Source organism: Pseudomonas sp. RGM2987 (assembly GCF_022952855.1).
Classification (GTDB): domain Bacteria; phylum Pseudomonadota; class Gammaproteobacteria; order Pseudomonadales; family Pseudomonadaceae; genus Aquipseudomonas.
On record NZ_JALJDX010000168.1, the window covers coordinates 1 to 24,190 of the forward strand.

22 protein-coding genes and 1 pseudogene are annotated in these 24,190 nt (G+C 62.2%); 12 read left to right on the forward strand and 11 right to left on the reverse strand.

The annotated features are described in order from the left end of the window. Positions 1–115: 115 nt before the first annotated feature. The 3 genes from RGM2987_RS08520 to RGM2987_RS08530 all read right to left on the reverse strand — a co-directional run bounded on the left by RGM2987_RS08520 (position 116) and on the right by RGM2987_RS08530 (position 1,978). Positions 116–1,006: a phasin family protein gene (locus RGM2987_RS08520; RefSeq protein ID WP_245139741.1), complete on the reverse strand. Its 891-nt coding sequence runs from the start codon at positions 1,004–1,006 to the stop codon at positions 116–118. 10 nt (positions 1,007–1,016) lie between these two features. Then, positions 1,017–1,439 carry a phasin family protein gene (locus tag RGM2987_RS08525; protein ID WP_245139742.1) on the reverse strand — a complete coding sequence of 141 codons (423 nt, stop codon included), beginning with the start codon at positions 1,437–1,439 and terminating at the stop codon, positions 1,017–1,019. Positions 1,440–1,702: 263 nt separating this feature from the next. Then, positions 1,703–1,978, reverse strand: coding sequence for a polyhydroxyalkanoic acid system family protein (locus RGM2987_RS08530; RefSeq protein ID WP_245139743.1), 276 nt, complete (start codon positions 1,976–1,978; stop codon positions 1,703–1,705). Between the two features lie 155 nt (positions 1,979–2,133). On the opposite strand from RGM2987_RS08530, the gene ubiE reads away from it, so the two are divergent. The 12 genes and pseudogenes from ubiE to RGM2987_RS08590 all read left to right on the forward strand — a co-directional run bounded on the left by ubiE (position 2,134) and on the right by RGM2987_RS08590 (position 13,350). Continuing rightward, positions 2,134–2,904 (forward strand): bifunctional demethylmenaquinone methyltransferase/2-methoxy-6-polyprenyl-1,4-benzoquinol methylase UbiE, encoded by a 771-nt coding sequence (gene ubiE, locus RGM2987_RS08535; RefSeq protein ID WP_072397963.1) that lies wholly within the window; start codon positions 2,134–2,136, stop codon positions 2,902–2,904. Next, positions 2,904–3,521, forward strand: coding sequence for an SCP2 sterol-binding domain-containing protein (locus RGM2987_RS08540; RefSeq protein WP_245139744.1), 618 nt, complete (start codon positions 2,904–2,906; stop codon positions 3,519–3,521). Before ubiE ends, RGM2987_RS08540 begins: the two co-directional genes overlap by 1 nt. 3 nt (positions 3,522–3,524) lie before the next feature. Then, positions 3,525–5,129, forward strand: a complete 1,605-nt coding sequence (gene ubiB, locus RGM2987_RS08545) for a ubiquinone biosynthesis regulatory protein kinase UbiB (protein WP_245139746.1) — start codon at positions 3,525–3,527, stop codon at positions 5,127–5,129. Positions 5,130–5,209: 80 nt separating this feature from the next. Continuing rightward, the gene (hisI, locus tag RGM2987_RS08550) at positions 5,210–5,608 is read left to right on the forward strand and encodes a phosphoribosyl-AMP cyclohydrolase (protein ID WP_003196931.1); all 399 of its coding nucleotides are present in this window, start codon (positions 5,210–5,212) and stop codon (positions 5,606–5,608) included. Beyond that, the gene (locus RGM2987_RS08555; RefSeq protein ID WP_003186671.1) at positions 5,601–5,933 is read left to right on the forward strand and encodes a phosphoribosyl-ATP diphosphatase; all 333 of its coding nucleotides are present in this window, start codon (positions 5,601–5,603) and stop codon (positions 5,931–5,933) included. Before hisI ends, RGM2987_RS08555 begins: the two co-directional genes overlap by 8 nt. Positions 5,934–5,957: 24 nt before the next feature. Continuing rightward, complete coding sequence (locus RGM2987_RS08560; protein WP_245139748.1) at positions 5,958–6,245, forward strand: twin-arginine translocase TatA/TatE family subunit; 288 nt, start codon at positions 5,958–5,960, stop codon at positions 6,243–6,245. Between the two features lie 10 nt (positions 6,246–6,255). Beyond that, the gene (tatB, locus tag RGM2987_RS08565) at positions 6,256–6,675 is read left to right on the forward strand and encodes a Sec-independent protein translocase protein TatB (protein WP_245139751.1); all 420 of its coding nucleotides are present in this window, start codon (positions 6,256–6,258) and stop codon (positions 6,673–6,675) included. Continuing rightward, positions 6,672–7,463, forward strand: a complete 792-nt coding sequence (gene tatC, locus RGM2987_RS08570) for a twin-arginine translocase subunit TatC (protein ID WP_245139754.1) — start codon at positions 6,672–6,674, stop codon at positions 7,461–7,463. Before tatB ends, tatC begins: the two co-directional genes overlap by 4 nt. Continuing rightward, positions 7,460–8,167, forward strand: coding sequence for a 16S rRNA (uracil(1498)-N(3))-methyltransferase (locus RGM2987_RS08575; RefSeq protein ID WP_245139757.1), 708 nt, complete (start codon positions 7,460–7,462; stop codon positions 8,165–8,167). The genes tatC and RGM2987_RS08575 overlap by 4 nt, the downstream gene beginning before the upstream one ends. A 176-nt stretch (positions 8,168–8,343) precedes the next feature. Next, positions 8,344–10,248: pseudogene (locus RGM2987_RS08580) on the forward strand (methyl-accepting chemotaxis protein). A gap of 86 nt (positions 10,249–10,334) precedes the next feature. Further along, on the forward strand, positions 10,335–12,251 hold the full coding sequence (locus RGM2987_RS08585; protein WP_245139759.1) for a methyl-accepting chemotaxis protein: 1,917 nt from the start codon (positions 10,335–10,337) through the stop codon (positions 12,249–12,251). 913 nt (positions 12,252–13,164) lie between these two features. Next, the gene (locus tag RGM2987_RS08590) at positions 13,165–13,350 is read left to right on the forward strand and encodes a hypothetical protein (RefSeq protein WP_245139762.1); all 186 of its coding nucleotides are present in this window, start codon (positions 13,165–13,167) and stop codon (positions 13,348–13,350) included. Between the two features lie 101 nt (positions 13,351–13,451). On the opposite strand, the gene RGM2987_RS08595 is transcribed toward RGM2987_RS08590, so the two are convergent. The 8 genes from RGM2987_RS08595 to hutH form a co-directional block, all read right to left on the reverse strand. After that, positions 13,452–13,685 (reverse strand): hypothetical protein, encoded by a 234-nt coding sequence (locus tag RGM2987_RS08595; RefSeq protein ID WP_245139763.1) that lies wholly within the window; start codon positions 13,683–13,685, stop codon positions 13,452–13,454. Between the two features lie 407 nt (positions 13,686–14,092). Continuing rightward, a complete protein-coding gene (mdoH, locus tag RGM2987_RS08600; RefSeq protein WP_245139765.1) occupies positions 14,093–16,663 on the reverse strand; it encodes a glucans biosynthesis glucosyltransferase MdoH in 2,571 nt (856 codons plus the stop codon). After that, positions 16,656–18,395, reverse strand: a complete 1,740-nt coding sequence (locus RGM2987_RS08605; RefSeq protein WP_245139768.1) for a glucan biosynthesis protein G — start codon at positions 18,393–18,395, stop codon at positions 16,656–16,658. The genes mdoH and RGM2987_RS08605 overlap by 8 nt, the downstream gene beginning before the upstream one ends. Before the next feature lie 350 nt (positions 18,396–18,745). Continuing rightward, positions 18,746–19,183 (reverse strand): D-aminoacyl-tRNA deacylase, encoded by a 438-nt coding sequence (gene dtd, locus RGM2987_RS08610; RefSeq protein ID WP_245139771.1) that lies wholly within the window; start codon positions 19,181–19,183, stop codon positions 18,746–18,748. Further along, positions 19,180–20,151 (reverse strand): prolyl aminopeptidase, encoded by a 972-nt coding sequence (gene pip / locus RGM2987_RS08615; RefSeq protein WP_245139774.1) that lies wholly within the window; start codon positions 20,149–20,151, stop codon positions 19,180–19,182. The genes dtd and pip overlap by 4 nt, the downstream gene beginning before the upstream one ends. A 259-nt stretch (positions 20,152–20,410) precedes the next feature. Beyond that, positions 20,411–21,214, reverse strand: coding sequence for an N-formylglutamate deformylase (gene hutG / locus RGM2987_RS08620; RefSeq protein WP_245139776.1), 804 nt, complete (start codon positions 21,212–21,214; stop codon positions 20,411–20,413). A gap of 11 nt (positions 21,215–21,225) precedes the next feature. Then, on the reverse strand, positions 21,226–22,428 hold the full coding sequence (gene hutI / locus RGM2987_RS08625) for an imidazolonepropionase (RefSeq protein ID WP_245139779.1): 1,203 nt from the start codon (positions 22,426–22,428) through the stop codon (positions 21,226–21,228). A gap of 205 nt (positions 22,429–22,633) precedes the next feature. Beyond that, on the reverse strand, positions 22,634–24,166 hold the full coding sequence (gene hutH / locus RGM2987_RS08630) for a histidine ammonia-lyase (protein WP_245139780.1): 1,533 nt from the start codon (positions 24,164–24,166) through the stop codon (positions 22,634–22,636). Positions 24,167–24,190 lie beyond the last annotated feature (24 nt).

Sequence of the window (24,190 nt, forward strand, 5' to 3'; positions counted from 1 at the left end):
GATGTTGGCTGATCCATCGCATTCGCGAGCAAGCCCGCTCCCACATTGGATCGATGGCAACGCAAACAAAAACGCCCGACCTTCACAGGCCGGGCGTTTTCATTTGCCCTGAAGATCAGGACTGACTGGTAGGCGTCGATGGAGCCGGCGCTGGAGTCGGGGTGGCGACCGGGGTCGGAGCCGAAGCGGAGTTCGCCGTGCTCGTGGTGGCTGCCGGCTTGGCGGCCGCAGTCGGTGCCTTGGGCGCGGCCGGTTTTTTCACCGCAGGTTTCTTCGCCGCAGCGGGTTTGGCTGCCGCTTTGGTCGCCGGCTTGGCGGCCGGCTTTGCTGCTGCCTTGGTTGCAGCAGGTTTAGCCGCTACGGTTTTCGCAGCAGGCTTGGCGACGGTCTTGGCGGCCGCTTTTGCGGCTGCCGCAACCGGTTTGGCCGCTGCCTTGACAGCAGGCTTGGCCGCAGCGGTTTTAGCCGCAGGTTTGGCTGCTGCCTTTGCCGCAGGCTTGGCACCCGCTTTCGCCGCGGCCTTGACCAATGGCTTGGCCGCAACCTTGGTCGCTGGCTTGGCCGCTGCAGTCTTGGTCGCCACCGGCGCAACCTTGGCCCCGGTGAGTTTCTCGATCTGCTTGGTCAACGTATCGACTTTGGTGTGCAGCGCCTTCACTTCATTGCGGCTCGGCACGCCCAGGCGGGAGATCGCGCTGTTCAGACGCTTGTCGAAAGCCCCTTCCAGTTCGTCCCACTTGCCCAGTGCCCGATCCTTCACGCCGCCGATGCGCGACTTGGCGGACTCGGCAGAGTCCTTGGCGGCATCGACCTGTTTGCCGACCGCCGTCTTGGTGATTTTTTCGGCCTTCTCACCGTCCTTGACCAATGACTCGAAGAGTTTGCTGCCGTCAGTATCGATCTTCGAGTACACGCCTAAACCAGCCAGCCAGATTTTGCGGGAGTACTTTTCAATTTTCCCGGCCCATGAGCTGCCTTCTTTTTCTGTGATTTTTTTGCCAGCCATCCCGTTCTCCTTAATGTTTACGCGCAACACGTTCGAGCAATGCGGTCAGCTCATCGAGCTTAGCAGAGAGTGCCTCAACGTCATGTTTAGACGGAATGCCGATACGATTCAAGGCACTTGCAACACGCGCATCAAATACCTTCTCGACTTTATCGAGTTGCAGTTCAACCCGAGCCTTGAAAGTGGAGACATCGGCCTTGGCCTCAATCAACTCGCTATTGGCCGCTTCAAGTTTTCCGGCAATGTTCTTTTTGCCTTTGGTTTCAACAACTTCGCCAGCCTTGATCAACTCCTGGAAGTACTCGCTGCCCTCCTGGCCGACCTTGGTGTAGGCGCCCAGGCCCGCCAGCCAGATCTTGCGCGCGTACGTTTTCACGTCGCTGAGCGTGGAAGATTCAACGTCGGTTTTTTTCTTCAGAATAACTTTGGCCATGGTGCACCTCACTCGGAAACGGGTTTGAGGAACTGCCCGCACACGGACGGGCTCAGGCACAAAGTAGTGACAATAATTAGAAACGGCACCCTAACAACTGGCACAGGTCCCAAGTGCGGTGACATCCTGTGGGAGCGGGCTTGCTCGCGAATGCGGTGGATCAATCAATACTCGTATCGACTGACACGCAGCCTTCGCGAGCAAGCCCGCTCCCACAAGATTTAGCGGTGAGGTTGAAAGCTGTGCTCGAGCTACTCTTTCAATCAAGCCAACGCTTTATCCAACGCCTTTTCAATTTCCGCCTTGATCGTGCCGCTCATGGCCGACATCAACATCCCCAGTTCCACATCGACGCGAATCGAGTCCTCGCCCACCTGCACTTCGCCCTTGACCCCGGAGCGCTTGAGCTTCAGCGTGTCGCCGACCCACTGCGGTTCCAGGCCATAGCTGTCGGCCAACTTCTGCGCCAACGTGTCGGCCTTGGCACGCGCCGCTACCTTGCCCAGGTCATGGGCACGTTCAACTGTAATACGGGCCATCTGATGACTCCTGTTCTATCGGGACTTGCCTGAACGTTTCAGACCCTGGCTGCGTCAAAACGTCCTGGCGGTGGCTCATCTTACCTTCAGCCTTGCCAAGACAAAGCCCTCCACCGGGATTAGAATGTCCCGCATTCTTTTTTGGTGACAGCGATATGACCGATCAGCGCAAAGGCAGCGATGCCGAACCCACCACCCACTTCGGTTTCAAAAACGTGCCGGAAAGCCAGAAGGCGGAAAAAGTCGCTGAGGTTTTCCACTCCGTAGCCGCCAAGTATGACTTGATGAACGACCTGCTCTCGGGCGGCATGCATCGCCTGTGGAAGCGTTTCGCGATCGAACTGTCGGGCGTGCGCAGCGGTAACCGCGTGCTGGACATCGCCGGCGGCACCGGTGACCTGACCAAGAAGTTTTCCCACATCGTCGGGCCGACCGGCCAGGTGGTGCTCGCCGACATCAACGAATCGATGCTCAAGGTCGGCCGCGATCGCCTGCTGGACCTGGGTGTGGCCGGCAATGTCGAGTTCGTCCAGGCCGACGCCGAGAAGCTGCCGTTCCCCGACAACCATTTCGACTGCGTGACCATCGCCTTCGGGCTGCGCAACGTCACCCACAAGGAAGACGCCCTGCGCTCGATGCTGCGGGTGCTCAAGCCGGGTGGGCGGTTGCTGGTGCTGGAGTTCTCCAAGCCGACCAACGCGCTGATGTCCAAGGCCTACGATGCCTATTCCTTTGCCTTCATGCCGCTGATGGGCAAGCTGATCACCAACGACGCCGAGAGCTATCGCTACCTGGCCGAGTCGATCCGCATGCACCCGGACCAGGAGACCCTGAAGTCGATGATGGTCGAGGCCGGTTTCGACCGCGTGACCTACCACAACATGACCTCGGGCATCGTCGCCCTGCATCGCGGTATCAAGCCCTGATGCTGCTCACCGGGCTGCTCGCCAGCGTCGAACTGGGCATCAACCGGGTACTGCGCCTGGACAGCACTGCGCTCGCACGCCTGGCGCAGTTGAGCGGCAAGGTAATCGCCGTCGATTGCCGCAGCCCGGTGTTCCAGCTGTTTATCCTGCCCAGCGACGAAGGCTTGATGCTCGCCGCGCATTGGGAGGCCCAAGCCGATTGCACGCTGCATGCCCCGGCATCGAGCCTGCTGAGCCTGGCCCTGGGCAAGGACAAGACTGCGGTGTTGCACAGCCCCGAGGTCGAGCTCGATGGCGACAGTGGCGTGCTGCTGGAGCTGGCGGCGATTCTCCAGGACCTGGAGCTGGACTGGGAATATGAAGTGTCCCGCTGGATCGGCCCGGTGCCGACCCAGTTGCTCAGCGGCCATCTGCGCAGTCGCAGCCGCTGGTACCGCCAGGGCTTCGCCAGCCTGGGGCAGAATCTGAGTGAATACCTGGCCGAAGAATCGCGTACGCTGGTAGGCCAACGCGAGGCGCAAGCCCGATTTGCTGAACTGGACCAGATCAAACTTGACCTGGAACGTCTCGAGGCGCGTTTCGAGCGCCTTTCCCGATCCCTTGAACCCAAGCGATAACGCATGAAGCTGCTTGCCGTCCGCCGTCTGTTGCGCATCCAGCGCGTCGTGATCCGTTACCGCCTCGATGACCTGCTGTTCGCCCTGCCGCTGCCGTGGTTCCTCCTGGCGCTGCGCTTCGTGTTGCCGTGGCGCTGGTTTCCCCGGCGCACGCTGGACCTGAGTCGCGGCGCCCGCTTGCGCCTGGCCTTGCAGGACCTGGGGCCGATCTTCATCAAGTTCGGGCAGATCCTGTCCACGCGCCGCGACCTGCTGCCCGAAGACATCGCCGATGAGCTGATGCTGCTGCAGGACCGCGTGCCGCCGTTCGATTCCAAGTTGTCGGTGGCGTTGATCGAAGAGCAACTGGGCAAGACCATCGGCGAAGTCTTCCGCCGTTTCGATGTCGAGCCCCTGGCCTCGGCCTCGGTCGCACAGGTCCACGCTGCGCAACTCAAGAGTGGTGAAGAGGTGGTGGTCAAGGTCATCCGCCCGGGCCTCAAGCCGATCATTGCCCAGGACCTGGCGTGGCTGTTCATCCTCGCTCGCGCCGCCGAGCGGTTGTCGGCCGATGCACGCCTGCTGCATCCGGTGGACGTGGTCCTGGACTACGAGAAGACCATCTACGACGAACTCGACCTGTTGCGCGAAGCGGCCAACGCCAGCCAGTTGCGCCGTAACTTCGAAGGCTCGCCACTGCTCTACGTGCCGCAGGTCTACTGGGACTGGTGCCGGCCAAAAGTGCTGGTGATGGAGCGCATCTACGGCATCCAGGTCACTGACCTGGCGACCCTGGCCGACCAGCGCACCGACATGAAGATGCTCGCCGAGCGCGGCGTGGAAATCTTCTTCACCCAAGTGTTCCGCGACAGCTTCTTCCACGCCGACATGCACCCGGGCAACATCTTCGTCAGCACGGTGGAGCCGTGGAGCCCGAAATACATTGCGATCGACTGCGGCATTGTCGGCAGCCTGACCCCCGAGGACCAGGACTACCTGGCGCGCAACCTGTTCGCCTTCTTCAAGCGCGATTACCGTCGCGTTGCGCAATTGCACATCGACTCGGGCTGGGTGCCGGCCGAGACCAAACTCAACGAATTCGAAGCGGCGATCCGCACCGTGTGCGAACCGATCTTCGAAAAACCGTTAAAGGATATTTCCTTCGGCCAGGTGCTGATGCGCCTGTTCCAGACCGCGCGTCGCTTCAACATGGAGGTTCAGCCACAGCTGGTACTGTTGCAGAAAACCCTGTTGAACATCGAAGGCCTCGGCCGCCAGCTGTACCCGGACCTGGACCTGTGGAACACCGCCCAGCCCTTCCTCGAACGCTGGATGCGCGAGCGCGTCAGCCCACGCACCTTGCTGGGCAACGTGCAGAGCCAGTTCGAGCAGATCCCGCACCTGGCCAACATGACCCGCGACCTGCTTGAGCGGATGTCCCAGCCCCATGCCCAGGACCCGGATCCACCGTGGAAGCGGCGCAAGGACGACTGGTTCCTGCGCCTGCTGGGTGCCGCCCACCTGGGGGGCGGCGCGGCGCTGGCGGCAGGCGGGCCATTGAACGAACTGGGGCACTGGCCGGCGATTATCATGGCGGCCGTCGGTTTGTATCTGGTCGTTCGTCGATAGCCAGCACCGGTTCGCGCTGGCACACTGTTTCAACGCCGGGCTCGCCAATCCAAGCGCGCGGCCCAAGGTCGGAGTCAAAGATGAAAAACTGGCAGGACGAGATCAAATGGGACGCTGACGGCCTGGTGCCGGCCATCGCCCAGGATCACAAGACCGGGCGCGTGCTGATGATGGCCTGGATGAACCGCGAAGCGCTGGCCCTGACCGCCGCCGAGAACCGCGCCATCTATTGGTCACGTTCCCGTGGCAAGCTGTGGCGCAAAGGTGAAGAGTCCGGGCACGTACAGCATCTGCATGAGATGCGCCTGGACTGCGACGGCGACGTCATCATCCTGATGGTCGAACAGGTCGGCGAGATTGCCTGCCACACCGGCCGTCAAAGCTGCTTCTATCGCGTCTTCGAGAACGGCGACTGGAAAACCGTCGATCCGGTGCTCAAGGACCCGCATGCCATCTATTCAGGACATACCCATGAGTGACACCCTGACCCGCCTGGCACAGGTGCTGGAAGAGCGCAAAGGTGCCGCGGCCGACAGCTCCTATGTCGCCAGCCTGTACCACAAGGGCTTGAACAAGATTCTGGAAAAAGTCGGCGAAGAGTCCGTGGAGACCATCATCGCCGCCAAGGACGCCGCCATCAGCGGCGATTGCAGCGACGTGATCTACGAGACCGCCGACCTGTGGTTCCACAGCCTGGTCATGCTGGCCCAACTCGGGCAGCATCCGCAGGCCGTACTGGATGAACTGGACCGGCGCTTCGGTCTTTCCGGGCATGTCGAGAAAGCCTCGCGCCCGTCCGCCTGATCAACTCTTGAGAGGAATAGCCACATGGGTATCTTTGACTGGAAACACTGGATCGTCATCCTCGTTGTCGTGGTCCTGGTGTTCGGCACCAAGAAACTGAAAAACCTCGGCACCGATGTCGGCGAGTCGATCAAGGGTTTTCGCAAGGCCATGAACGATGACGAAAAACCGGCCGAGCCGACCGCGACGCCAACGCAGCCGGTGCAGCCAGCCCAACCGGTACACCCTCAGGCCGCCCAGCCAGTGAGCGCACCGCACACCATCGACGTGCAGGCGCAGAAAGTCGAAGAGCCTGCCCGCAAAGACTCGTGAGCACTGACTAATGTTTGGGATCAGCTTCACTGAACTGCTGCTCGTCGGCCTCGTCGCCCTGCTGGTCCTGGGCCCCGAGCGCCTGCCGGGTGCTGCGCGCACCGCCGGGCTCTGGATCGGTCGCCTGAAGCGCAGCTTCAACGCGATCAAACAGGAAGTTGAGCGTGAAATCGGTGCCGACGATATCCGCCGGCAACTGCACAACGAACACATTCTGTCCCTGGAGCAGGAAGCGCGAAAAATCCTTGCCCCGACCCAACAGGAACCGACGCCAGTCGAGCCTTTGGTCGAGCCGACGATTGCCCCGCAAGCGCCGGTGGCTGACACTGCGCCGCTGGCGGCCGAGCCTGCCAAAGTGCCGGAACCTGCCCCGGCACCAACGACGCCAGCCGCTCCCCACGACCCTACTTTGCCGCCGCGAGCCCCATGAGCAATATCCCAGAGCACGACCAGCCGATGCCGCTGGTATCGCACCTCACCGAGTTGCGCACCCGCCTGCTGCGTTGCGTCGCGGCGGTCTTCATCATCTTTGCCGGGCTGTTCGCCTTCACCCAGCAGATCTACACCTTCGTCTCCACGCCATTGCGCCAGTACCTGCCGGTCGGCGCGACAATGATCGCCACCGACGTGTCGTCGCCGTTCCTGACGCCACTGAAGCTGACGATGATGGTCTCGCTGTTCCTGGCGATCCCGGTGATCCTGCATCAGATCTGGGGCTTCATCGCACCCGGCCTGTACAAGCATGAAAAACGCATCGCCGTGCCGCTGCTGGTGTCGAGCATCCTGCTGTTCTACACCGGCATGGCGTTCGCCTATTTCCTGGTGTTCCCGCTGATCTTCAAGTTCTTTGCCGCCGCCACTCCGGCCGGCGTGGAAATGATGACCGACATCACCAGCTACCTGGACTTCGTCATGACGCTGTTCTTCGCCTTCGGCGTGGCGTTCGAGATCCCCGTGGCAGTGGTGCTGCTGGTCTGGATCGGCGTGGTCGACGTGGCGTACCTGAAGAAAATCCGCCCGTACGTGATCATCGGTTGCTTCGTGGTCGGCATGATCCTGACCCCGCCGGATATTTTCTCCCAGACGCTGCTGGCCGTGCCTATGTGGTTGCTGTTCGAGATCGGCGTGCTGTTCGGCGGCCTGGTGCGCAAGCGCAGTGAGCATCCGGAAGACGAGCCGGTCGACCACGACGATCAGCCGCCAGCGACACAAGCGTGAACCTGCTGCTGCTCGAAGAGGCCGATTTCATCGCGCCTGACCGGGTGGTCCTGCGCGACCGCCGATTGACGCACATGCAGGAAGTCCACCGCAGCGCTGTCGGCGACAGCCTGCGGGTCGGGCGCATTGAAGGCTTGATGGGCACCGCCCGGGTGTTGCGCCTGGAAGCCCGCGAGGCCGAATTGCAAGTCACCCTGGACCAACCGCCACCGGCCAAGCTGCCGCTGACCCTGGTGCTGGCCCTGCCGCGCCCGAAAATGCTCCGGCGGGTGTTCCAGACCGTCGCGACCATGGGCGTGCCGCGGGTGATCCTGGTCAACAGCTATCGAGTGGAAAAGAGTTTCTGGCAGACCCCGTTCCTGGAGCCCGAGGCGATTCGCGAGCAACTGATCCTGGGACTGGAACAAGCCAGGGACAGCGTGCTGCCGCAGATCATCATCGAAAAACGCTTCAAGCCCTTCGTCGAAGACCGACTGCCGGCCATTGCCGACAACACCCTGGCCCTGGTCGGCCATCCCGGCAACTACCCACCCTGCCCCCGCGCGGTGACGGAACCGGTGACCCTGGCGATCGGTCCGGAGGGCGGCTGGATTCCCTACGAAATCGACCTGCTGAACAAAGCCGGCCTGCAACCGGTGCAGCTGGGTGAACGCATCCTTCGGGTCGAAACCGCCGTCACCGCGCTGCTGGCTCGCCTGTTCTGATCCCCGCCGCTTGCCTTGTACTTGTCGCCCCTGGCAAAGAAGCTTGCTCCCGCTAGACTGCAAAGGGCGCAAGCCTCCGGGGTACGGGAAGTACATCCTCTATGCCCTTCAGTTCCCCCCAAAGAGGCCGACACAGTTTTTACAAGAACAGTTGCGCCCTTCAAGGGAGTACCGGCATGTCCCGATGGCTAGGTAATGTAAGCGTTAATCGCAAACTCGGCTTCGGCTTCGGCCTGGTACTGTTCTTGACCGTGATGATGGCCTTCACCGGCTGGACCGGCCTGCGCAAGGTGATTGCCCGCGGCGACACGCTCGAACTTATCGCCAGCCTGAACGACCTGACCAAGGACTAGCGCTCCGCGCGCAGGGATTACTACACGACCCGCGGTGAAAAAGGCCCCGGTGACATCAACGATCTGCTGGGTCAATTGGAGCCCGGGCTGCAAAGCGCCCGCCGGTCGATCGATCAACCGGCCGACGCCGCGATCATCGACAAGCAATTCGCGGCCGTCGCCGACTACAAGGTTGCCTTTGCCGATCTGGTCCGCGCCACCGCCAGCCGTGAAGACGCACGCAGCAAATTGGGCGCCAGCGCCGACAGCGCCGCGGCCCGCATCGCCGACGTTGAAAACGCCCTGCTGCAAGGCGAAAGCCTGGCACAATTCAACCGTGTCGAGACCTTGGTCAAGGCTATCCAAGAGGCCCGCTATCAGGTTCGTGGCTACACCTACAGCGGCCAGGCCGACGCCGAGCAACCGGCCCTGGATGCCATCGATAACGCGTTGAGCATTCTTGGCAGTCTGCCTGCTCAACTGCCAGATGAGCAGGCCCCCAAGCTTCAACAGGCCCGCGAATCGTTCACCACCTATCGTGCGGCCGTCAGCCAGTTCCGGGACGCCCAGACCGCCAGCGCCAGTGCCATCAAGCGCATGTCCGACCTGGGGGTTGTGCTACGCGAAGCCAGCAGGAACCTCACCGTATCCCAGACGGCCGTGCGCAATCATGAGGCTGTCCAGGCCGAGACCTTCCTGATCTCGGCCGCAGCGCTGGCCCTGCTGTTCGGCGTAATCGCCGCCTTGGCCATTACGCGGCAGATCGTCGACCCGCTGGCCCAGACCCTCAAGGTCGCCGAATACGTAGCCGCAGGGGACCTGACTCACAACCTCGCTTGCGAGCGCCGCGACGAACTGGGCCAGCTGCAACGCGCCATGCAGAGCATGACCGTGGGCCTGCGGCAATTGATCGGCGGCATCAGCGACGGCGTCACGCAGATCGCCAACGCCGCCGAAGAGCTTTCGGCCGTGACCGAACAGACCAGCGCCGGGGTCACCAGCCAGAAAATGGAAACCGACCAGGTCGCCACCGCCATGAATGAAATGACCGCCACGGTGCAGGAAGTGGCGCGCAACGCCGAGGAGGCCTCCGAAGCCACCGTCGCCGCCAACCAGCAGGCCCGTGAAGGTGACCGGGTGGTGGGCGAAGCCATCGCCCAGATCGAGCGCCTGGCCAAGGAAGTGGGCAACTCCACCGAAGCCATGAGCCATCTCAAGCGCGAGAGCGACAAGATCGGCAGCGTGCTGGACGTGATCAAGTCCGTGGCCCAGCAAACCAACCTGCTGGCCCTCAACGCCGCCATCGAGGCCGCCCGCGCCGGGGAAGCCGGCCGTGGTTTTGCGGTGGTGGCCGATGAGGTTCGCAGCCTGGCCCAGCGCACCCAGAAATCCACTGAAGAAATCGAAGAACTGATTGCAGGCCTGCAAAGCGGCACCGAAAGGGTCGCCAGCAGCCTGGACAGCAGTCGGGGCCTGACCGACAGCAGCGTCGAGCTGACCCGTCGCGCCGGTGGCTCGCTGGAAAACATCACACGCACCGTCTCGGCGATCCAGGCGATGAACCAACAGATCGCTGCCGCCGCCGAGCAACAGAGCGCCGTGGCCGAAGAGATCAATCGCAGCGTGTCGAACGTACGTGATGTGTCCGAGCAAACCTCCTCCGCCAGCGAAGAAACCGCCGCATCCAGCGCCGAACTGGCGCGGCTGGGGGAACATTTGCAGACGTTGGTGGGACGGTTCAGGGTTTAAACGACAAGCCGCCTATTTTCTACAGTTCCCCAGCAAATGGTCGATATTGTTTTCATAAAGCCTACAAAGGTTCGAGGAGTATCGGCATGTTCAGTTGGTTGAGCGACAAGCTGGGAAATGTAAGCGTCAATCGCAAACTGGGCGTCGGTTTCGGCCTGGTGCTGCTGATGACTGTACTGAGTACCTTTGCCGGCTGGAACAGCCTGAGCAACGTGATCAGTCGGGCAGACAAACAAGCGATCATCGCCAACCTCAACGAGACAGCCAAGGATCTGCGCGTCGCCCGCCTCGACTATGAGATGCGCCGGGGCGAACAAGGGCCGACGGCGGTCAACGAGCTGCTGGGCAAGCTCCAGGAGGGCGTGCAGACAGCTCTCAAACGCTTTTCACGCCCTGCCGACCTGGAATTGTTCAATCAGCAACGGGCGACCCTCGACGAATACAAGCGTGCCTTCGGTGACATGACCCAGGCGACGCAGAACCGCGAATCCGCCCGGTCCAAGCTTGGCGCCAATGCCGACAACGCCGTGGCCAAGGTCACCGAAGTGGAAAATGCCGTGCGCCAAGGCGAGAGCGTACCGCAGTTCGACGACGTGGTGGTCCTGAGCAAACTGATCCAGCAAGCGCGTTACCAGGTCCGCGGCTACACCTACAGCGGCAAGGCCGACGCTGAACAACCCGCGCTGGATGCTATCGAAAATGTCTTGAAGAACCTCGAAAGCCTGCCGGGCAAACTGCCAGAGCAGCATGCCGCCAACCTGCAACAGGCCACTGAATCGATGAAGGCCTACCGTGCCGCCGTGAGCCAGTTCCGCGACTCCCAGGTCGCCAGTGCTTCGGCCCTCAAGCGAATGGTGGATCAGGATGGCCGGCTGAATGACCTGAATAACCACCTGACCGTCTCGCAAGTTGAGAAGCGCGACCAGGAGACGGCTCAGGCGAAAGAAACGCTGATCATCGTCACCATCCTCGCGTTGGCATTTGGCCTGCTGGCGGCATGGATCATCACCCGCCAGATCGTTGCTCCGCTGCAACAGACCCTGGTTGCGGTTGAACGGGTTGCCTCGGGCGACCTGAGCCATAACCTGGTGGTCACCCGCCGCGACGAGATGGGCCAACTGCAAACCAGCCTGCAACGGATGGTCATCAGCCTGCGGCAATTGATTGGTGGCATCGGCGAAGGCGTCGCGCAAATCGCCAGCGCCGCCGAGCAGCTCTCCGCCGTGACCGAGCAGACCAGCGCCGGGGTCAACAGCCAGAAAGTGGAGACCGATCAGGTCGCCACCGCCATGAACGAGATGACCGCCACGGTGCAGGAAGTGGCACGCAATGCCGAGGAGGCCTCCGAAGCCGCCGTCGCCGCCGACCAACAGGCCCGCGAAGGTGACCGGGTGGTGGGCGAAGCCATCGCCCAGATCGAGCGACTGGCCAAGGAAGTGGGCAACTCCACCGAAGCCATGAGCCATCTCAAGCGCGAGAGCGACAAGATCGGCAGCGTGCTGGACGTGATCAAGTCCGTGGCCCAGCAAACCAACCTGCTGGCCCTCAACGCCGCCATCGAGGCCGCCCGCGCCGGGGAAGCCGGCCGTGGTTTTGCGGTGGTGGCCGACGAGGTTCGCAGCCTGGCCCAGCGCACCCAGAAATCCACTGAAGAGATCGAAGAGCTGATCGTCGGGCTGCAAACCGGCACTCAACAGGTCGCGACAATCATGGACAACAGCCGAGGCCTGACCGACAGCAGCGTCGAACTGACCCGCCGCGCCGGTGGCTCGCTGGAGAACATCACCCGTACCGTCTCGGCGATCCAGTCGATGAACCAGCAGATCGCCGCCGCTGCCGAGCAACAGAGCGCCGTGGCCGAGGAGATCAACCGCAGCGTGTTGAACGTGCGAGATGTGTCCGAGCAGACTTCTGCTGCCAGTGAAGAAACTGCTGCTTCGAGTGCTGAGTTGGCGCGGTTGGGGGTGCATTTGCAGACGTTGGTTGGGCGGTTCAAGGTTTAAGCGCTTGATCGCGCGTTTGATCCCGTTGGGTGGTGCTCTTTAGATATGTGTGTATATCCGTTGCTGCAGTAACGGCGGCTTAGGGTTCCGCTCTTACAGCGGGTCACTTTTGGAAGAGCGCCAAAAGTAACCAAAAGCGCTTTGCCCCACCACTGGGCACCTCGCCTTAGGCTCGGTGTGCCCGAACGAAGGCATTGCTCCGTGGGCCCGCCGCGAAGGGCCATCCATGGCCCAGCGCGGCTATCCCGGCATCCATGCCGGGATGCCCACTACGCAATGCCTGCGTTCGGCCCTTGTGGTTGATGGGGCGCCCAAGATCAAAAGCCAAAGCACAAGCACAAGCACAAGCAAAGCGAGGCGGTCTGATAGCCGACCTATCTCCGGTCTTATCCAGATCCAACTGTGGGAGCGGGCTTGCTCGCGAATGCGCCATCACATCCAACATTGATGCAAGCTGAACCACCGTCTTCGCGAGCAAGCCCGCTCCCACAGTTATTGCCCTGCTCGAAAACTGATAAACAGCCACGGTCCTCCTCTGTGAGCGAGCTTGCTCGCGATTGTGGCCGGGCAGCCGAGCAAAATTTGTGGGAATAGTCGGACACACCTTCTGTTTCAGGCAGATTTTTCCGACGAGTTCTGGCGGTTGCCGGGTGGGAAGGGCTCTCGTTAACCTCGAGTTGTCGCTGCCAATTCAGCGACCGGGCTTGGAAACCTGACCAGTAAACAGCGCAAATGCGCTCCTCATAACGTAAGCTTGCGTCCGTTTTCGCACGACTCGTTATGGCGGCTGTGCGCGGGAGACCTTCGGGGTCTGCCGGGCTCGTTTACCCTGGTTTTCCAACCTGCGTACGGCTGCCACCCCCTCGCTTGGAAACGAACGTGGCAGCTCCAACCAGTAAACGGAATGCCACCTATGATCAAAGTTACTCCCAATCCTCCAGAAACCGATCCTACCTCAGCCTCAGCCGACGCCATGCTCAATGACTTGACCTTTGACCCGGACGGATCACGCCGGCGCATCGCCTTGGGTGTCCAGCAGATGATCGAACTCAGTGAGTTATTGGCGAATAAGGCGTTGGATATCGCTGACCCGCGCTGACGGCGAACCATTCGACATTGATGCAACCTAACCCACCGCCATCGCGAGCAGGCTCGCTCCCACAATTGGATCGCTGGACAGCCGCAGAAACAGGCCGGCTGTCAGATCGCCTCGCAAGCAAGCTTTGCTCCCACAGGTGGTGATTCTCGGTACAACCGGGAGAGATAGGGCAGCCGCCAGGCCGCTTCGCTCTTGCTCTTGCTCTTGCTCTTGCTCTTGCTCTTGCTCTTGCTTTGGCTTTTGATCTTGAGCGCCCCGTTAACCACAAGGGCCGAACGCAGGCATTGCGTAGTGGGCATCCCGGCATGGATGCCGGGATAGCCGCGCTGGGCCATGGATGGCCCTTCGCGGCGGGCCCACGGAGCAATGCCGGAGTGAGGGCATGCCGAGCCTAGGCGAGGCACCCAGTGGTGGGGCAAGAGCGTTTTGCTTACTTTTGCCTGGGCCGGCATTCCGGCTCTATCAAAAGTGAGCCGCCGTCAGGGCGGAACCCTAAGCCGCCGTTACCGCAGCAATGGATATGCCCAGAATATCCAGCGCTACAAACCGTTAATTCAAAGCTACACAGCCTTGCGCCATAACCTACAAACCCTCAGAAATCACCGGCATGTGCGAACAGCAGAAGCGAGGGCGGCTGCGCCACCCAGCGGGAGCAAGCTCCCTCGCCACAGGGTAGTAAACGACTCAGAATCACACCCAACAAAAAGCCCCGCGTCTTTGCAGAGGCGGGGCTTTTTGCGGATCAGGCCACTTGAGGTTGTGCGCTCAACGGCTGAAGCGGCAGCAGCGGCGCGTGGGGATCGGCCTTGACCGATGCCCGCCATGCAGCCAGCCACTCGGGGTGGGCTTCACTCCAGACCTGCTCATGCAGACGGGACAGGGCCACCGGGTCGCTCAGCAGCGCCAGGCGTTCACCGTTGCTCAGCCCGGCAGGGCCAGCCTTCAGCGCATGCCGGACACGCTCGACCCGCAGCCATTCGATCGGCTCGGCCTGACCGTGACGCGAGGTTGCCAGTGCACAGGCCAGGGCGTTCTGTTGCGGATCGACCACTGCCCGGATGAAGCCGTCGTTCAGCGCGTGCCAACGGTTTTCATGGGTGTACTGGTCGGTCGACAGCAATTCCTGTGGCGGCGCGTACTCCTCAGGGATCAGGAACAGGCTCTCGTCACGGGACTTCAGGCCCAGGCCGACGCGGCTGGAGATCACCGACACCGGGATCGACAGCATCAGCGAACCGACGATCGGAACCAGCCACCACAGGAAGCTCGGGTTCAGCCAGATCACCAGCAGGGCCCAGAAGAAGCCCAGCAGGGTCTGCGGCCCGTGGCGCTTGACCGCTTCGCTCCAGGGCGTGGAGTCGTCATCACGTTGTGGCGAATTCCAGGTCGCGGCCCAGCCCAGGAATGCGGCGAGGACGAAACGGGTGTGGAAAATCATCCGTACCGGCGCCAGCAGCATGGAGAACAGCATCTCCAGCAGCATCGACAGGGTCACCTTGAACTTGCCACCGAACGCCTTCGCGCCCTTGGCCCAAATCAGCACGATACTCAGCAACTTGGGCAGGAACAGCAGCACGATGGTCGTCGAGAACAGGGCGATGGCCTTGTCCGGATGCCATTGTGGCCACAGCGGATACAGCTGACGGGGTTCAAGGAAGTACTGCGGCTCCATCAGCGTGTTCACCGCCAGCAGCGCCGTAGACAGCACCAGGAAGAAGAACCACAACGGCGCCGACAGGTAGGACATCACGCCGGTCAGGAACACCGCACGGTGCACCGGGTGCATGCCCTTGACCAGGAACAGCCGGAAGTTCATCAGGTTACCGTGGCACCAGCGCCGGTCACGCTTGAGTTCGTCCAGCAGGTTCGGCGGCAACTCTTCGTAGCTGCCCGGCAGGTCGTAGGCAATCCACACGCCCCAGCCGGCACGGCGCATCAACGCGGCTTCGACGAAGTCGTGGGACAGGATCGCCCCCGAGAACGCGCCCTTACCCGGCAACGGCGCCAGGGCGCAGTGGTCGATGAACGGCTTCATGCGAATGATCGCGTTGTGGCCCCAGTAGTGGGATTCACCCAACTGCCAGAAGTGCAGGCCAGCGGTGAACAGCGGACCGTACACCCGCGTGGCGAACTGTTGCATGCGCGCATACAGCGTGTCCATGCCCGAAGCACGTGGCGCGGTCTGGATGATGCCTGCGTCCGGCGTGGCTTCCATCAGGCGCACCAGACTGGTCAGGCATTCGCCGCTCATCACGGAGTCCGCGTCGAGCACTACCATGTACTTGTAGTCGCTGCCCCAGCGACGGCAGAAGTCGTCGAGGTTACCGCTCTTGCGCTTCACGCGACGACGGCGGCGGCGATAGAAGATCTTGCCGAAGCCCCCGGCTTCCCGGCAGACGTCCAGCCAGGCCTGCTGTTCGGCGACACAGATGTCGGTCTCGTTACTGTCGCTGAGCACGAAAAAGTCGAAGCGGTCCAGGTCACCGGTGGCGGCAACCGATTCGAAGGTGGCGCGCAGGCCAGCGAATACCCGCGGCACGTCCTCGTTGCAGATCGGCATCACCAACGCGGTGCGAGCGTCCTTGGGAATCGGCTCGTTGCCGGCACTGGCCCCGGAGATACGGTATTTGTCGTGGCCGGTGAGCAACTCGAGGAAACCCATCAGCGCGGTCCAGAAACCGGCCGATACCCAGCAGAACAGAATCCCGAACAGGATCAGGATGCTGGTCTGCAAGGCATATGGCAGCACTTGGGTGGCGGTCTGCAGCAGGGGTTGGTGCAGGACCTCGTCCAGGTCCACCAGCGACCAGCCCTGGTACGGCATGATGCCTTTCATGTACCAGCCGGCGACGATGGTCTGGCCGAGCATCAGGATCAACAGGATGTAGCGACGGATCGAACCTACGGTACGCCAGCGGGCGTGCGGCAACACGCGCTCGTCCTTGGGCGGCTTCGGCGGGTTGGTACGACCGGTCAGGCGCCGCCAGCCGCGCACCAGGATATTGGTGCGCCACGGCTCCGGCACGACCTTGGTCCGACGGATGGGCGGTGTAGCCTTCAGACGCACGCGACCGCTGGAGTCGAGCCCCAGCATCTCGGCCTCTTCCAGCTCTTCGGCGGTGTTGAGGGTCAGGCGACGCCCCACCGAGGCTTGCGCCGCCTCGGCAGGTGCGTCGAACGTCGAGGACGACAGGCGTTCGTGCAATTCGCTGAAGGACTTGCAGCCCGCCAGTTCGGCGCGCTGCTCGTCGGTCATGGGCAAATGGGCCAGGTACTCGCTGAGCGTCTCTGGCTGTACTGGAGTATTACTCATCGGCTGGCAACTGATAGCTCCAGGTCTCGGTCAGGACTTGTTCAGTCGGTTCCGGTTCCTGCTGGGTTGGGGTTGCTTCAACGGCGGCGGACGCTGCCTTGACGGCCTTGGCTTCTTCTTGCGCTTTTTCTTGCGCCGTTTCTTTCTCGGCTTGCTGCTTGGCAACCTTGTCGGCCTTGGCAAGCGTCGTGGTCACGGTGTGCGATGCGGCCGGAGCCTCGACAGGCGTCAACGGACGAACCAGAGCAGCACGCATTTCGGTGGCCTGTTTCGAATCCTTGATCTTCATTCGCAGCGTCAAGCGCCAGCCCTTGGTTTCCGGGTTGTAACGCACGCTGTTCTCGACGATCTCGGCATTGTCGCCGACGCTCACCTGGCTACGCACCTCGGCGTCTTCCGGCAAGGCTTGCAGGGACGGGCCTTCGAAATCCACCAGGTAGGCGACGCTGCCGTCGGGCTGACGAATCAGGTTGGACTGCTTCACGTCACCGGTGGAGCGCAGGGTCTGCTTGACCCAGGCGCTGTCTGGCGAGTGCAGGCTGGCTTCGTCGAGGGTCCAGTGCAGGCGGTAGCTGAAGTCCAGGGGCTGGCCTGGTTCAGGCAGTTTTTCCGGGCTCCAGAACGCAACGATGTTGTCGTTGGTTTCGTCTGCGGTCGGGATTTCCACCAGGTCGACGGTGCCTTTGCCCCAATCGCCCTTGGGTTCGATCCAGGCGCTTGGACGCTTGTCGTAGCGGTCGTCCAGGTCTTCGTAGTGGCTGAAGTCGCGACCGCGCTGCAGCAGGCCAAAGCCCCGTGGGTTCTCTACCGAGAAATTGCTCACGGCCAGGTGTTTCGGGTTGTTCAGCGGACGCCAGATCCACTCGCCATTGCCGGCGTGGATCGACAGGCCGCTGGAGTCGTGCAGCTCGCGACGGTAGTTCAGCACTTTGGACGGCTGGTTGGCGCCGAACAGGTACATGCTGGTCAGCGGGGCAACGCCAAGCTTGGTGACGCGATCACGCAGGAACATGCGCGACTTCACATCGACCACGGTGTCGGTACCCGGACGCAGGGTCAGGCGATAGGCACCGGTGGCCCGCGGCGAATCCAGCAGGGCGAAGATCACCAGGTGCTTGTCGGTTGGCTTCGGACGTTGGATCCAGAACTCGCGAAAGCGCGGGAATTCCTCACCCGACGGCAGCGCGGTATCGATGGCCATGCCACGGGCGGACAAGCCGTAGACCTGGCCCTTGCCGATAACGCGGAAATAGCTCGCGCCCAGCATGGTCATGATTTCGTCTTGCTTGTCGGCCTTGTTGATCGGGTACAACACGCGAAAACCCGCGTAACCCAGCTGCTCGGTGGCCTTGGGATCGAATTTCACATCGGCGAAATCGAAGCGCGAAGGGTCGTACTTGATCTCTTCGACGTTGGTCGCGGTGATTTCGTTGATTTTCACCGGCGTGTCGAAATGCATGCCCTGGTGATAGAAGGACAGCCTGAAGGGAGTCTTCTGGTCGGCCCATTCGGCTTTTTCGGTGCGGAAACGGATTTTTTGATAGTCAGCGAATTTCATTTCGCGGAATTCGTTCGGCAGATTGCTGCGCGGGGCTTCGTACTTTTGCCCGGCCAGTTCTTGAGCTTTCGCCGATACATCATCCAGGCTGAATGCCCACAGTTGACCCGCGCCGAACAGGCACAGCAGGGCCGAGCCCGCTACCAGAGCGTTTCTAAACCGTTTGGCAGACATTTTTGGTGCATTACAGGGACTAACAATCACGAGCAACCCTCGCCGAAAACAGATCAAAAAACCAACGGCCAGATAAAGTATCTGCTCGGTATCGGCCTTGAAAAACCGACCTTGCGGACCACTCTTGCCAAGTTGGCGAGCATTGTTCCGACTCCGATGGGACAAAATGATTCCCCAAACGGTTCAGGACAAGTCTCTACCTAAGTCAAATGGACCAGCGACCGCTGATCCCCCGTAGCGCGCGATTATCTAGCAGGCCGCGTGACAACGCATCAGGGGCAACAAAGTATTTCTCGAGAAAACTCCGTGTTTTGCCTCGAAACCGTGCCGAAAAGATGTTTCAAACACTTTCAGACCTGTAACAGGAAGGTTACCGGGCCATCATTGACCAGATGCACCTGCATGTCGGCGCCGAATCTACCTGATGCCACTGTGCCATGCACCTGTTTTGCCTGGCTGAGCAAATAGTTGAACAACTCCTCTCCCAAAGCCTGCGGCGCGGCCGTCGAGAAGCTCGGGCGCAAGCCGCTTTTGGTATCCGCCGCCAGGGTGAACTGCGACACCAGCAGCAAACCGCCAGCGACGTCGGCCAGGGACAGGTTCATCTTGCCGTCGGCGTCGCTGAATACCCGATAGTTAAGCAGCTTATGCAGGAGTTTGTCGGCGCTGGCCCGGGTATCCTCGGGCTCGATCGCCACCAGCACCAGCAGGCCGTGGTCCACGGCCCCCACGACCTCCCCCACAACCTCGACCCGGGCGCCGCGCACCCGTTGCAACAGGCCCTTCATGCTTCTTCGGGCGGCAGGTCGAGCAGGCGCCGGGCCATTTGCGCAGCCGCGCGCACCAGCGCATCGGTAATACCCGGTTCGGACGCGGCGTGGCCGGCGTCGCGAATCACCTGCAGCTCGCTGTTGGGCCAGTTCTGGTGCAGTTCCCAGGCATTGTCCAGCGGGCAGATGACGTCATAGCGGCCATGGACGATGATGCCGGGCAAATGCGCAATCTTGCCCATGTCGCGGATCAGCTGGTTGGGCTCAAGGAACGCATTGTTGGTGAAGTAATGACATTCGATCCGGGCAATCGACAACGCGCGCTGCGGCTCGGAGAAACGATCGACCACCAGCGGATTGGGGCGCAGGGTCGCGGTGCGGCCCTCCCAGGTGGACCAGGCCTTGGCCGCATGCATCTGGGCGATCTGGTCGTTGCCGGTCAGGCGCTTGTGAAAGGCACTGAGCAGGTCATCGCGTTCATCCAGGGGGATCGGCGCAATGTAGTCCTGCCAGTAGTCGGGAAACAGGCGACTGGCGCCGGCCTGATAGAACCACTCGATTTCCTGCGGCCGGCAGAGAAAGATCCCACGCAGGATCAGGCCATGTACCCGCTCCGGATGGGTCTGGGCATAGGCCAATGCCAGGGTCGAACCCCAGGAGCCGCCGAACAGCACCCATTTCTCGATGCCCAGGTGCTTGCGGATACGCTCCAGGTCCTCGACCAGGTCCCAGGTGGTGTTGTTCTCAAGACTGGCATGGGGTGTGGAGCGGCCACAGCCGCGCTGGTCGAAGGTGACAATCCGGTAGAGGTTCGGGTCGAAGTAGCAGCGACTCTGTGCATCGCACCCGGCCCCCGGGCCACCATGGATGAACACCACCGGCAGGCCTTCCGGGGAACCGCTTTCATCGACGTAGAGCGTGTGGGTGTCATCGACAGCCAGATCGTGCCGGGCATGGGGTTTGATCTGCGGGTACAAAGTCTGCATTGCGCGCTCCGTAAGGGGTCGAGTCATCCCTGTAGGGACTTCTATTTAGTCTGCCGTCCGGCATCATAAACCCGAATCACCTTAATGAGCATGTCCCCTGCGCAGTCAAAGCGTGTCAGCCTCAGACCAAGGTGGCAGAGGCAAGTGTTGTGGCGAGGGAGCTTGCTCCCGCTGGGTCGGTCCGACGCATCGGGCGCAGCCGCCCACACAGCGGGAGAGCGCTGCGCACTCTAGCGGGAGCAAGCTCCCTCGCCACGGGTCACTTGCCGTAGGTTGTTCGCCCCCAGCTCAGCAGGCCTTCAAGCAGCTCCCGAATGACAACCTGGGTTGGCGCCGCCAGGTCCGGCCGATAATTGAACGGCTCGAACTCTTCCATATAGGTGCTCTGGCACAGCTCCAGTTGCACCGCGTGGATGTCTTCGGCCGGGTTGCCGTAATGGCGTGTGATGTGCCCGCCCTTGAACCGCCCGTTGAGCACATGGGTGTATGCGTCGTGGCGGGCGCAGATGGCTTCGAGCTGGCCGGCCAGGGTCGGGTCGCAGGCGGCGCCGTTGAAGGTGCCGAGGTTGAAGTCCGGCAGCTTGCCGTCGAACAGGTGTGGAATCACCGAGCGGATCGAATGGGCATCGAACAGCAAGGCATAGCCGAACTCGGCCTTGAGCCGCGCCAGTTCCCGTTGCAAGGCCTGGTGGTACGGCATCCAGATCTGTTGCAAATAAGTCGCCCGTTCCTCGGTGGACGGCTCCAGTCCCTGGCGAAACAACGGCACGCCATCGAACAGCGTCGCCGGGTACAAACCGGTGGTGGCGCCGACGTACATCGGCTTGTCATCGGAGGGGCGGTTCAGGTCGACGACGAACCGAGAGTACTCGGCGGACAACGTACTGGCGCCAAGCTCACTGGCGAAGTCATAGAGCCGAGGGATGTGCCAGTCGGTGTCCGGCAGGCTTTGCGCCTCGGGGATCAGCCCGGCCTGCACCGCCGGGGTCAGGCGCAGGCCGGCGTGGGGCATGCTGATCAACAGCGGCACCCGCCCTTGCTTGAAATTCAGGACCTTCTCCACAACCGTTCTCCTCAATCGATTTCCACGCCGTGACGCACGACGCGCTTTTCCAGTTCGCCGCCGAGCCAGTACGCCAGGTCGGCGGGGCGGTCGATGTGCCAGGCAACAAAATCGGCGACCTTGCCGGCTTCCAGCGAACCATGGGTCTGGGCCATGCCCAAGGCTTGGGCCGCATGAATGGTCGCCCCGGCCAAGGCTTCTTCCGGCGTCAGGCGCAGGCAGGTGCAGGCCATGTTCAACATCAGGCGCAGCGACAGCGCCGGCGAGGTGCCGGGGTTGAGGTCGCTGGCCACAGCGATTTTCACGCCGTGCTTGCGCAAGGCGTCCATGGGCGGCAATTGGGTTTCGCGCAGGAAGTAGAACGCCCCCGGCAGCAACACTGCCACGGTGCCGGATTCGGCCATGGCCTTGGCATCGTCCTCGGTCATGAATTCCAGGTGATCCGCCGACAGCGCCTGGTAGCGAGCCGCCAGACTTGAGCCATGCAGCGACGACAGTTGCTCGGCATGCAGCTTCACCGGCAGGCCCAGTCGTTGCGCGGTGACGAACACCCGCTCGACCTGCGCCGGGGAAAATGCCAGGTACTCACAAAAGGCATCCACGGCGTCTACCAGCCCTTCGGCCGCCAGGGCCGGGAGCATTTCGGTGCAGATGTGTTCAATGTAATCGTCGGCGCGTTCGGCATATTCCGGCGGTAATGCATGGGCCGCCAGGCAGGTGCTACGCACGCTGACCGGCAGTTCGGCGCCGAGACGGCGGATAACCCGCAGCATCTTGCGCTCGTTCGCCAGGTCGAGGCCGTAGCCGGATTTGATCTCCACCGTGGTCACGCCGTCGCGCATCAGGCTTTTCAGGCGTCTGGCGGCGCTGGTGAACAGCTCGTCTTCGCTGGCGGCGCGGGTGGCACGCACCGTACTGGCGATGCCGCCGCCAGCCGCGGCGATTTCGGCGTAGCTGACGCCTTGCAGGCGCTGTTCAAACTCACCGCTACGGTTGCCGCCAAACACGGTGTGGGTGTGGCAGTCGATCAGCCCTGGCGTGACCCAGGCGCCCTTGAGATCATGGACCGCCGGGTAGTCGCCGGTGGGCAACTGGGCACGCGGGCCGATCCAGTGGATGTGCTCGTCCTGGGTGACGATGGCGGCGTCTTCGATGATCGAGTAGACGCCTTGGGCCATGGTGGCGGCGTGGCAGTTTTGCCAGAGGGTTTTCATCCCGGGTTTCCTCGTCTCGTCCAAATCGAATCGCGAGCAGGCTCGCTCCCACAAGAACTGCACGGAACCTGTGGGAGCGGGCTTGCTCGCGAAGACGGTGGCACAGTCAACATTGATGCAAACTGACCCTGCGCTTTCGCGAGCAAGCCCGCTCCCACAGAATTGAGCCTGATCAACATCCTGTGTGCTGCTCGCGAAGAGGCCGTTACAGGCTCGGCAACAACTTCGCCGTCACCAGCGCGTTCAGACAACGGCTCGCCAACAATTCACTGGCCGCATTGATGTCCGGTGCAAAGAACCGGTCCTTCTCATAGAACGGCACTTCGGCACGCAACAGGCCGCGGGCCTGCTCCAGTTTCGGCGAAGTCTTCAGGCCACCGCGCAAGTCCAGGCCCTGACACGCTGCGAGCCATTCCACCGCGAGGATCCCACGGGTGTTCTCGGCCATTTCACACAGACGCTTGCCGGCGGCCGGGGCCATGGACACGTGGTCTTCCTGGTTGGCGGAGGTCGGCAGGCTGTCCACCGAATGCGGATGGGACAGCGCCTTGTTTTCGCTCGCCAGCGCAGCCGCGGTGACCTGGGCGATCATGAAGCCGGAGTTCACCCCGCCATTGCCCACCAGGAACGGCGGCAGTTGCGACATGTGCTTGTCCATCATCAACGAGATGCGCCGCTCGCTCAGGGAGCCGATCTCGGCAATCGCCAGGGCCATGTTGTCAGCGGCCATCGCCACCGGTTCGGCGTGGAAGTTGCCACCGGAAATCACATCGCCTTCAGCGGCGAATACGAGCGGGTTGTCCGATACCGCGTTGGCCTCGATCACCAGCACCTCGGCGGCCTGGCGGAACTGGGTCAGGCAGGCGCCCATCACTTGCGGCTGGCAGCGCAGGGAGTACGGGTCCTGGACCTTGTCGCAGTTCTGGTGCGAGTCGGACACTTCGCTGCGCTCGCCCAGCAGGTCGCGGTACGCCGCAGCGGCATCTATCTGGCCTTTCTGCCCGCGAGCGGCGTGGATACGTGCATCGAACGGCGAACGCGAGCCGAGTACCGCTTCCACGGTCAGGCTGCCCAGGGCCAGGGCGCCGGCGAACAGGTCTTCGCCTTCGAACAGGCCACGCAGGGCAAATGCGGTGGAGACCTGGGTGCCGTTGAGCAGCGCCAGGCCTTCCTTGGCGGCCAGGGTCAGCGGCGCGAGGCCGGCGACTTTCAGCGCCTCGACGGAGGGCAGCCATTCACCTTTGTAGCGAGCCTTGCCCTCGCCCAGCAGCACCAGGGACATGTGGGCCAGCGGCGCCAAGTCGCCGGATGCACCGACCGAACCCTTGAGCGGAATGTGCGGATAGACTTCGGCATTGACCAGGGCGATCAGCGCATCGATCACCTGCCGGCGAATGCCGGAAAAACCCCGGCTCAGGCTGTTGACCTTGAGCACCATGATCAAGCGCACCAGCGCATCGCTGATCGGCTCGCCCACGCCGGCGGCATGGGACAGCACCAGGGAGCGCTGCAGGTTTTCCAGGTCTTCGCTGGCAATGCGGGTCGAGGCCAGCAGGCCGAAGCCGGTGTTGATGCCGTAGGCGGTGCGGTTCTCGGCGAGGATCTGCTCCACGCAGGCCACGCTGGCTTCGATCTGCGCCGAAGCGCTGGCATCGAGGCTCAGGGTCACCGGTTGCTGGTAGATGTCACGCAATTGAGCCAGGCTCAGTTGGCCGGGGATCAGGTTCAAAGCGGTCATTTCATGCTCCTTTTGAGAGTTTCT

What these genes read in the sequence shown, in the direction of transcription:
- RGM2987_RS08540 (WP_245139744.1), top strand. Translation starts at nt 2,904, where the DNA reads ATGCTGCTCACCGGGCTGCTCGCCAGCGTCGAACTGGGCATCAACCGG.
- RGM2987_RS08560 (WP_245139748.1), top strand. Translation starts at nt 5,958, where the DNA reads ATGGGTATCTTTGACTGGAAACACTGGATCGTCATCCTCGTTGTCGTG.
- RGM2987_RS08590 (WP_245139762.1), top strand. Translation starts at nt 13,165, where the DNA reads ATGATCAAAGTTACTCCCAATCCTCCAGAAACCGATCCTACCTCAGCC.
- RGM2987_RS08530 (WP_245139743.1), bottom strand. Translation starts at nt 1,978, where the DNA reads ATGGCCCGTATTACAGTTGAACGTGCCCATGACCTGGGCAAGGTAGCG.
- RGM2987_RS08555 (WP_003186671.1), top strand. Translation starts at nt 5,601, where the DNA reads ATGAGTGACACCCTGACCCGCCTGGCACAGGTGCTGGAAGAGCGCAAA.
- tatB (WP_245139751.1), top strand. Translation starts at nt 6,256, where the DNA reads ATGTTTGGGATCAGCTTCACTGAACTGCTGCTCGTCGGCCTCGTCGCC.
- pip (WP_245139774.1), bottom strand. Translation starts at nt 20,151, where the DNA reads ATGCAGACTTTGTACCCGCAGATCAAACCCCATGCCCGGCACGATCTG.
- tatC (WP_245139754.1), top strand. Translation starts at nt 6,672, where the DNA reads ATGAGCAATATCCCAGAGCACGACCAGCCGATGCCGCTGGTATCGCAC.
- RGM2987_RS08585 (WP_245139759.1), top strand. Translation starts at nt 10,335, where the DNA reads ATGTTCAGTTGGTTGAGCGACAAGCTGGGAAATGTAAGCGTCAATCGC.
- RGM2987_RS08520 (WP_245139741.1), bottom strand. Translation starts at nt 1,006, where the DNA reads ATGGCTGGCAAAAAAATCACAGAAAAAGAAGGCAGCTCATGGGCCGGG.
- RGM2987_RS08605 (WP_245139768.1), bottom strand. Translation starts at nt 18,395, where the DNA reads ATGTCTGCCAAACGGTTTAGAAACGCTCTGGTAGCGGGCTCGGCCCTG.
- ubiE (WP_072397963.1), top strand. Translation starts at nt 2,134, where the DNA reads ATGACCGATCAGCGCAAAGGCAGCGATGCCGAACCCACCACCCACTTC.
- hutH (WP_245139780.1), bottom strand. Translation starts at nt 24,166, where the DNA reads ATGACCGCTTTGAACCTGATCCCCGGCCAACTGAGCCTGGCTCAATTG.
- RGM2987_RS08595 (WP_245139763.1), bottom strand. Translation starts at nt 13,685, where the DNA reads ATGGCCCAGCGCGGCTATCCCGGCATCCATGCCGGGATGCCCACTACG.
- dtd (WP_245139771.1), bottom strand. Translation starts at nt 19,183, where the DNA reads ATGAAGGGCCTGTTGCAACGGGTGCGCGGCGCCCGGGTCGAGGTTGTG.
- hutI (WP_245139779.1), bottom strand. Translation starts at nt 22,428, where the DNA reads ATGAAAACCCTCTGGCAAAACTGCCACGCCGCCACCATGGCCCAAGGC.
- RGM2987_RS08525 (WP_245139742.1), bottom strand. Translation starts at nt 1,439, where the DNA reads ATGGCCAAAGTTATTCTGAAGAAAAAAACCGACGTTGAATCTTCCACG.
- mdoH (WP_245139765.1), bottom strand. Translation starts at nt 16,663, where the DNA reads ATGAGTAATACTCCAGTACAGCCAGAGACGCTCAGCGAGTACCTGGCC.
- hisI (WP_003196931.1), top strand. Translation starts at nt 5,210, where the DNA reads ATGAAAAACTGGCAGGACGAGATCAAATGGGACGCTGACGGCCTGGTG.
- ubiB (WP_245139746.1), top strand. Translation starts at nt 3,525, where the DNA reads ATGAAGCTGCTTGCCGTCCGCCGTCTGTTGCGCATCCAGCGCGTCGTG.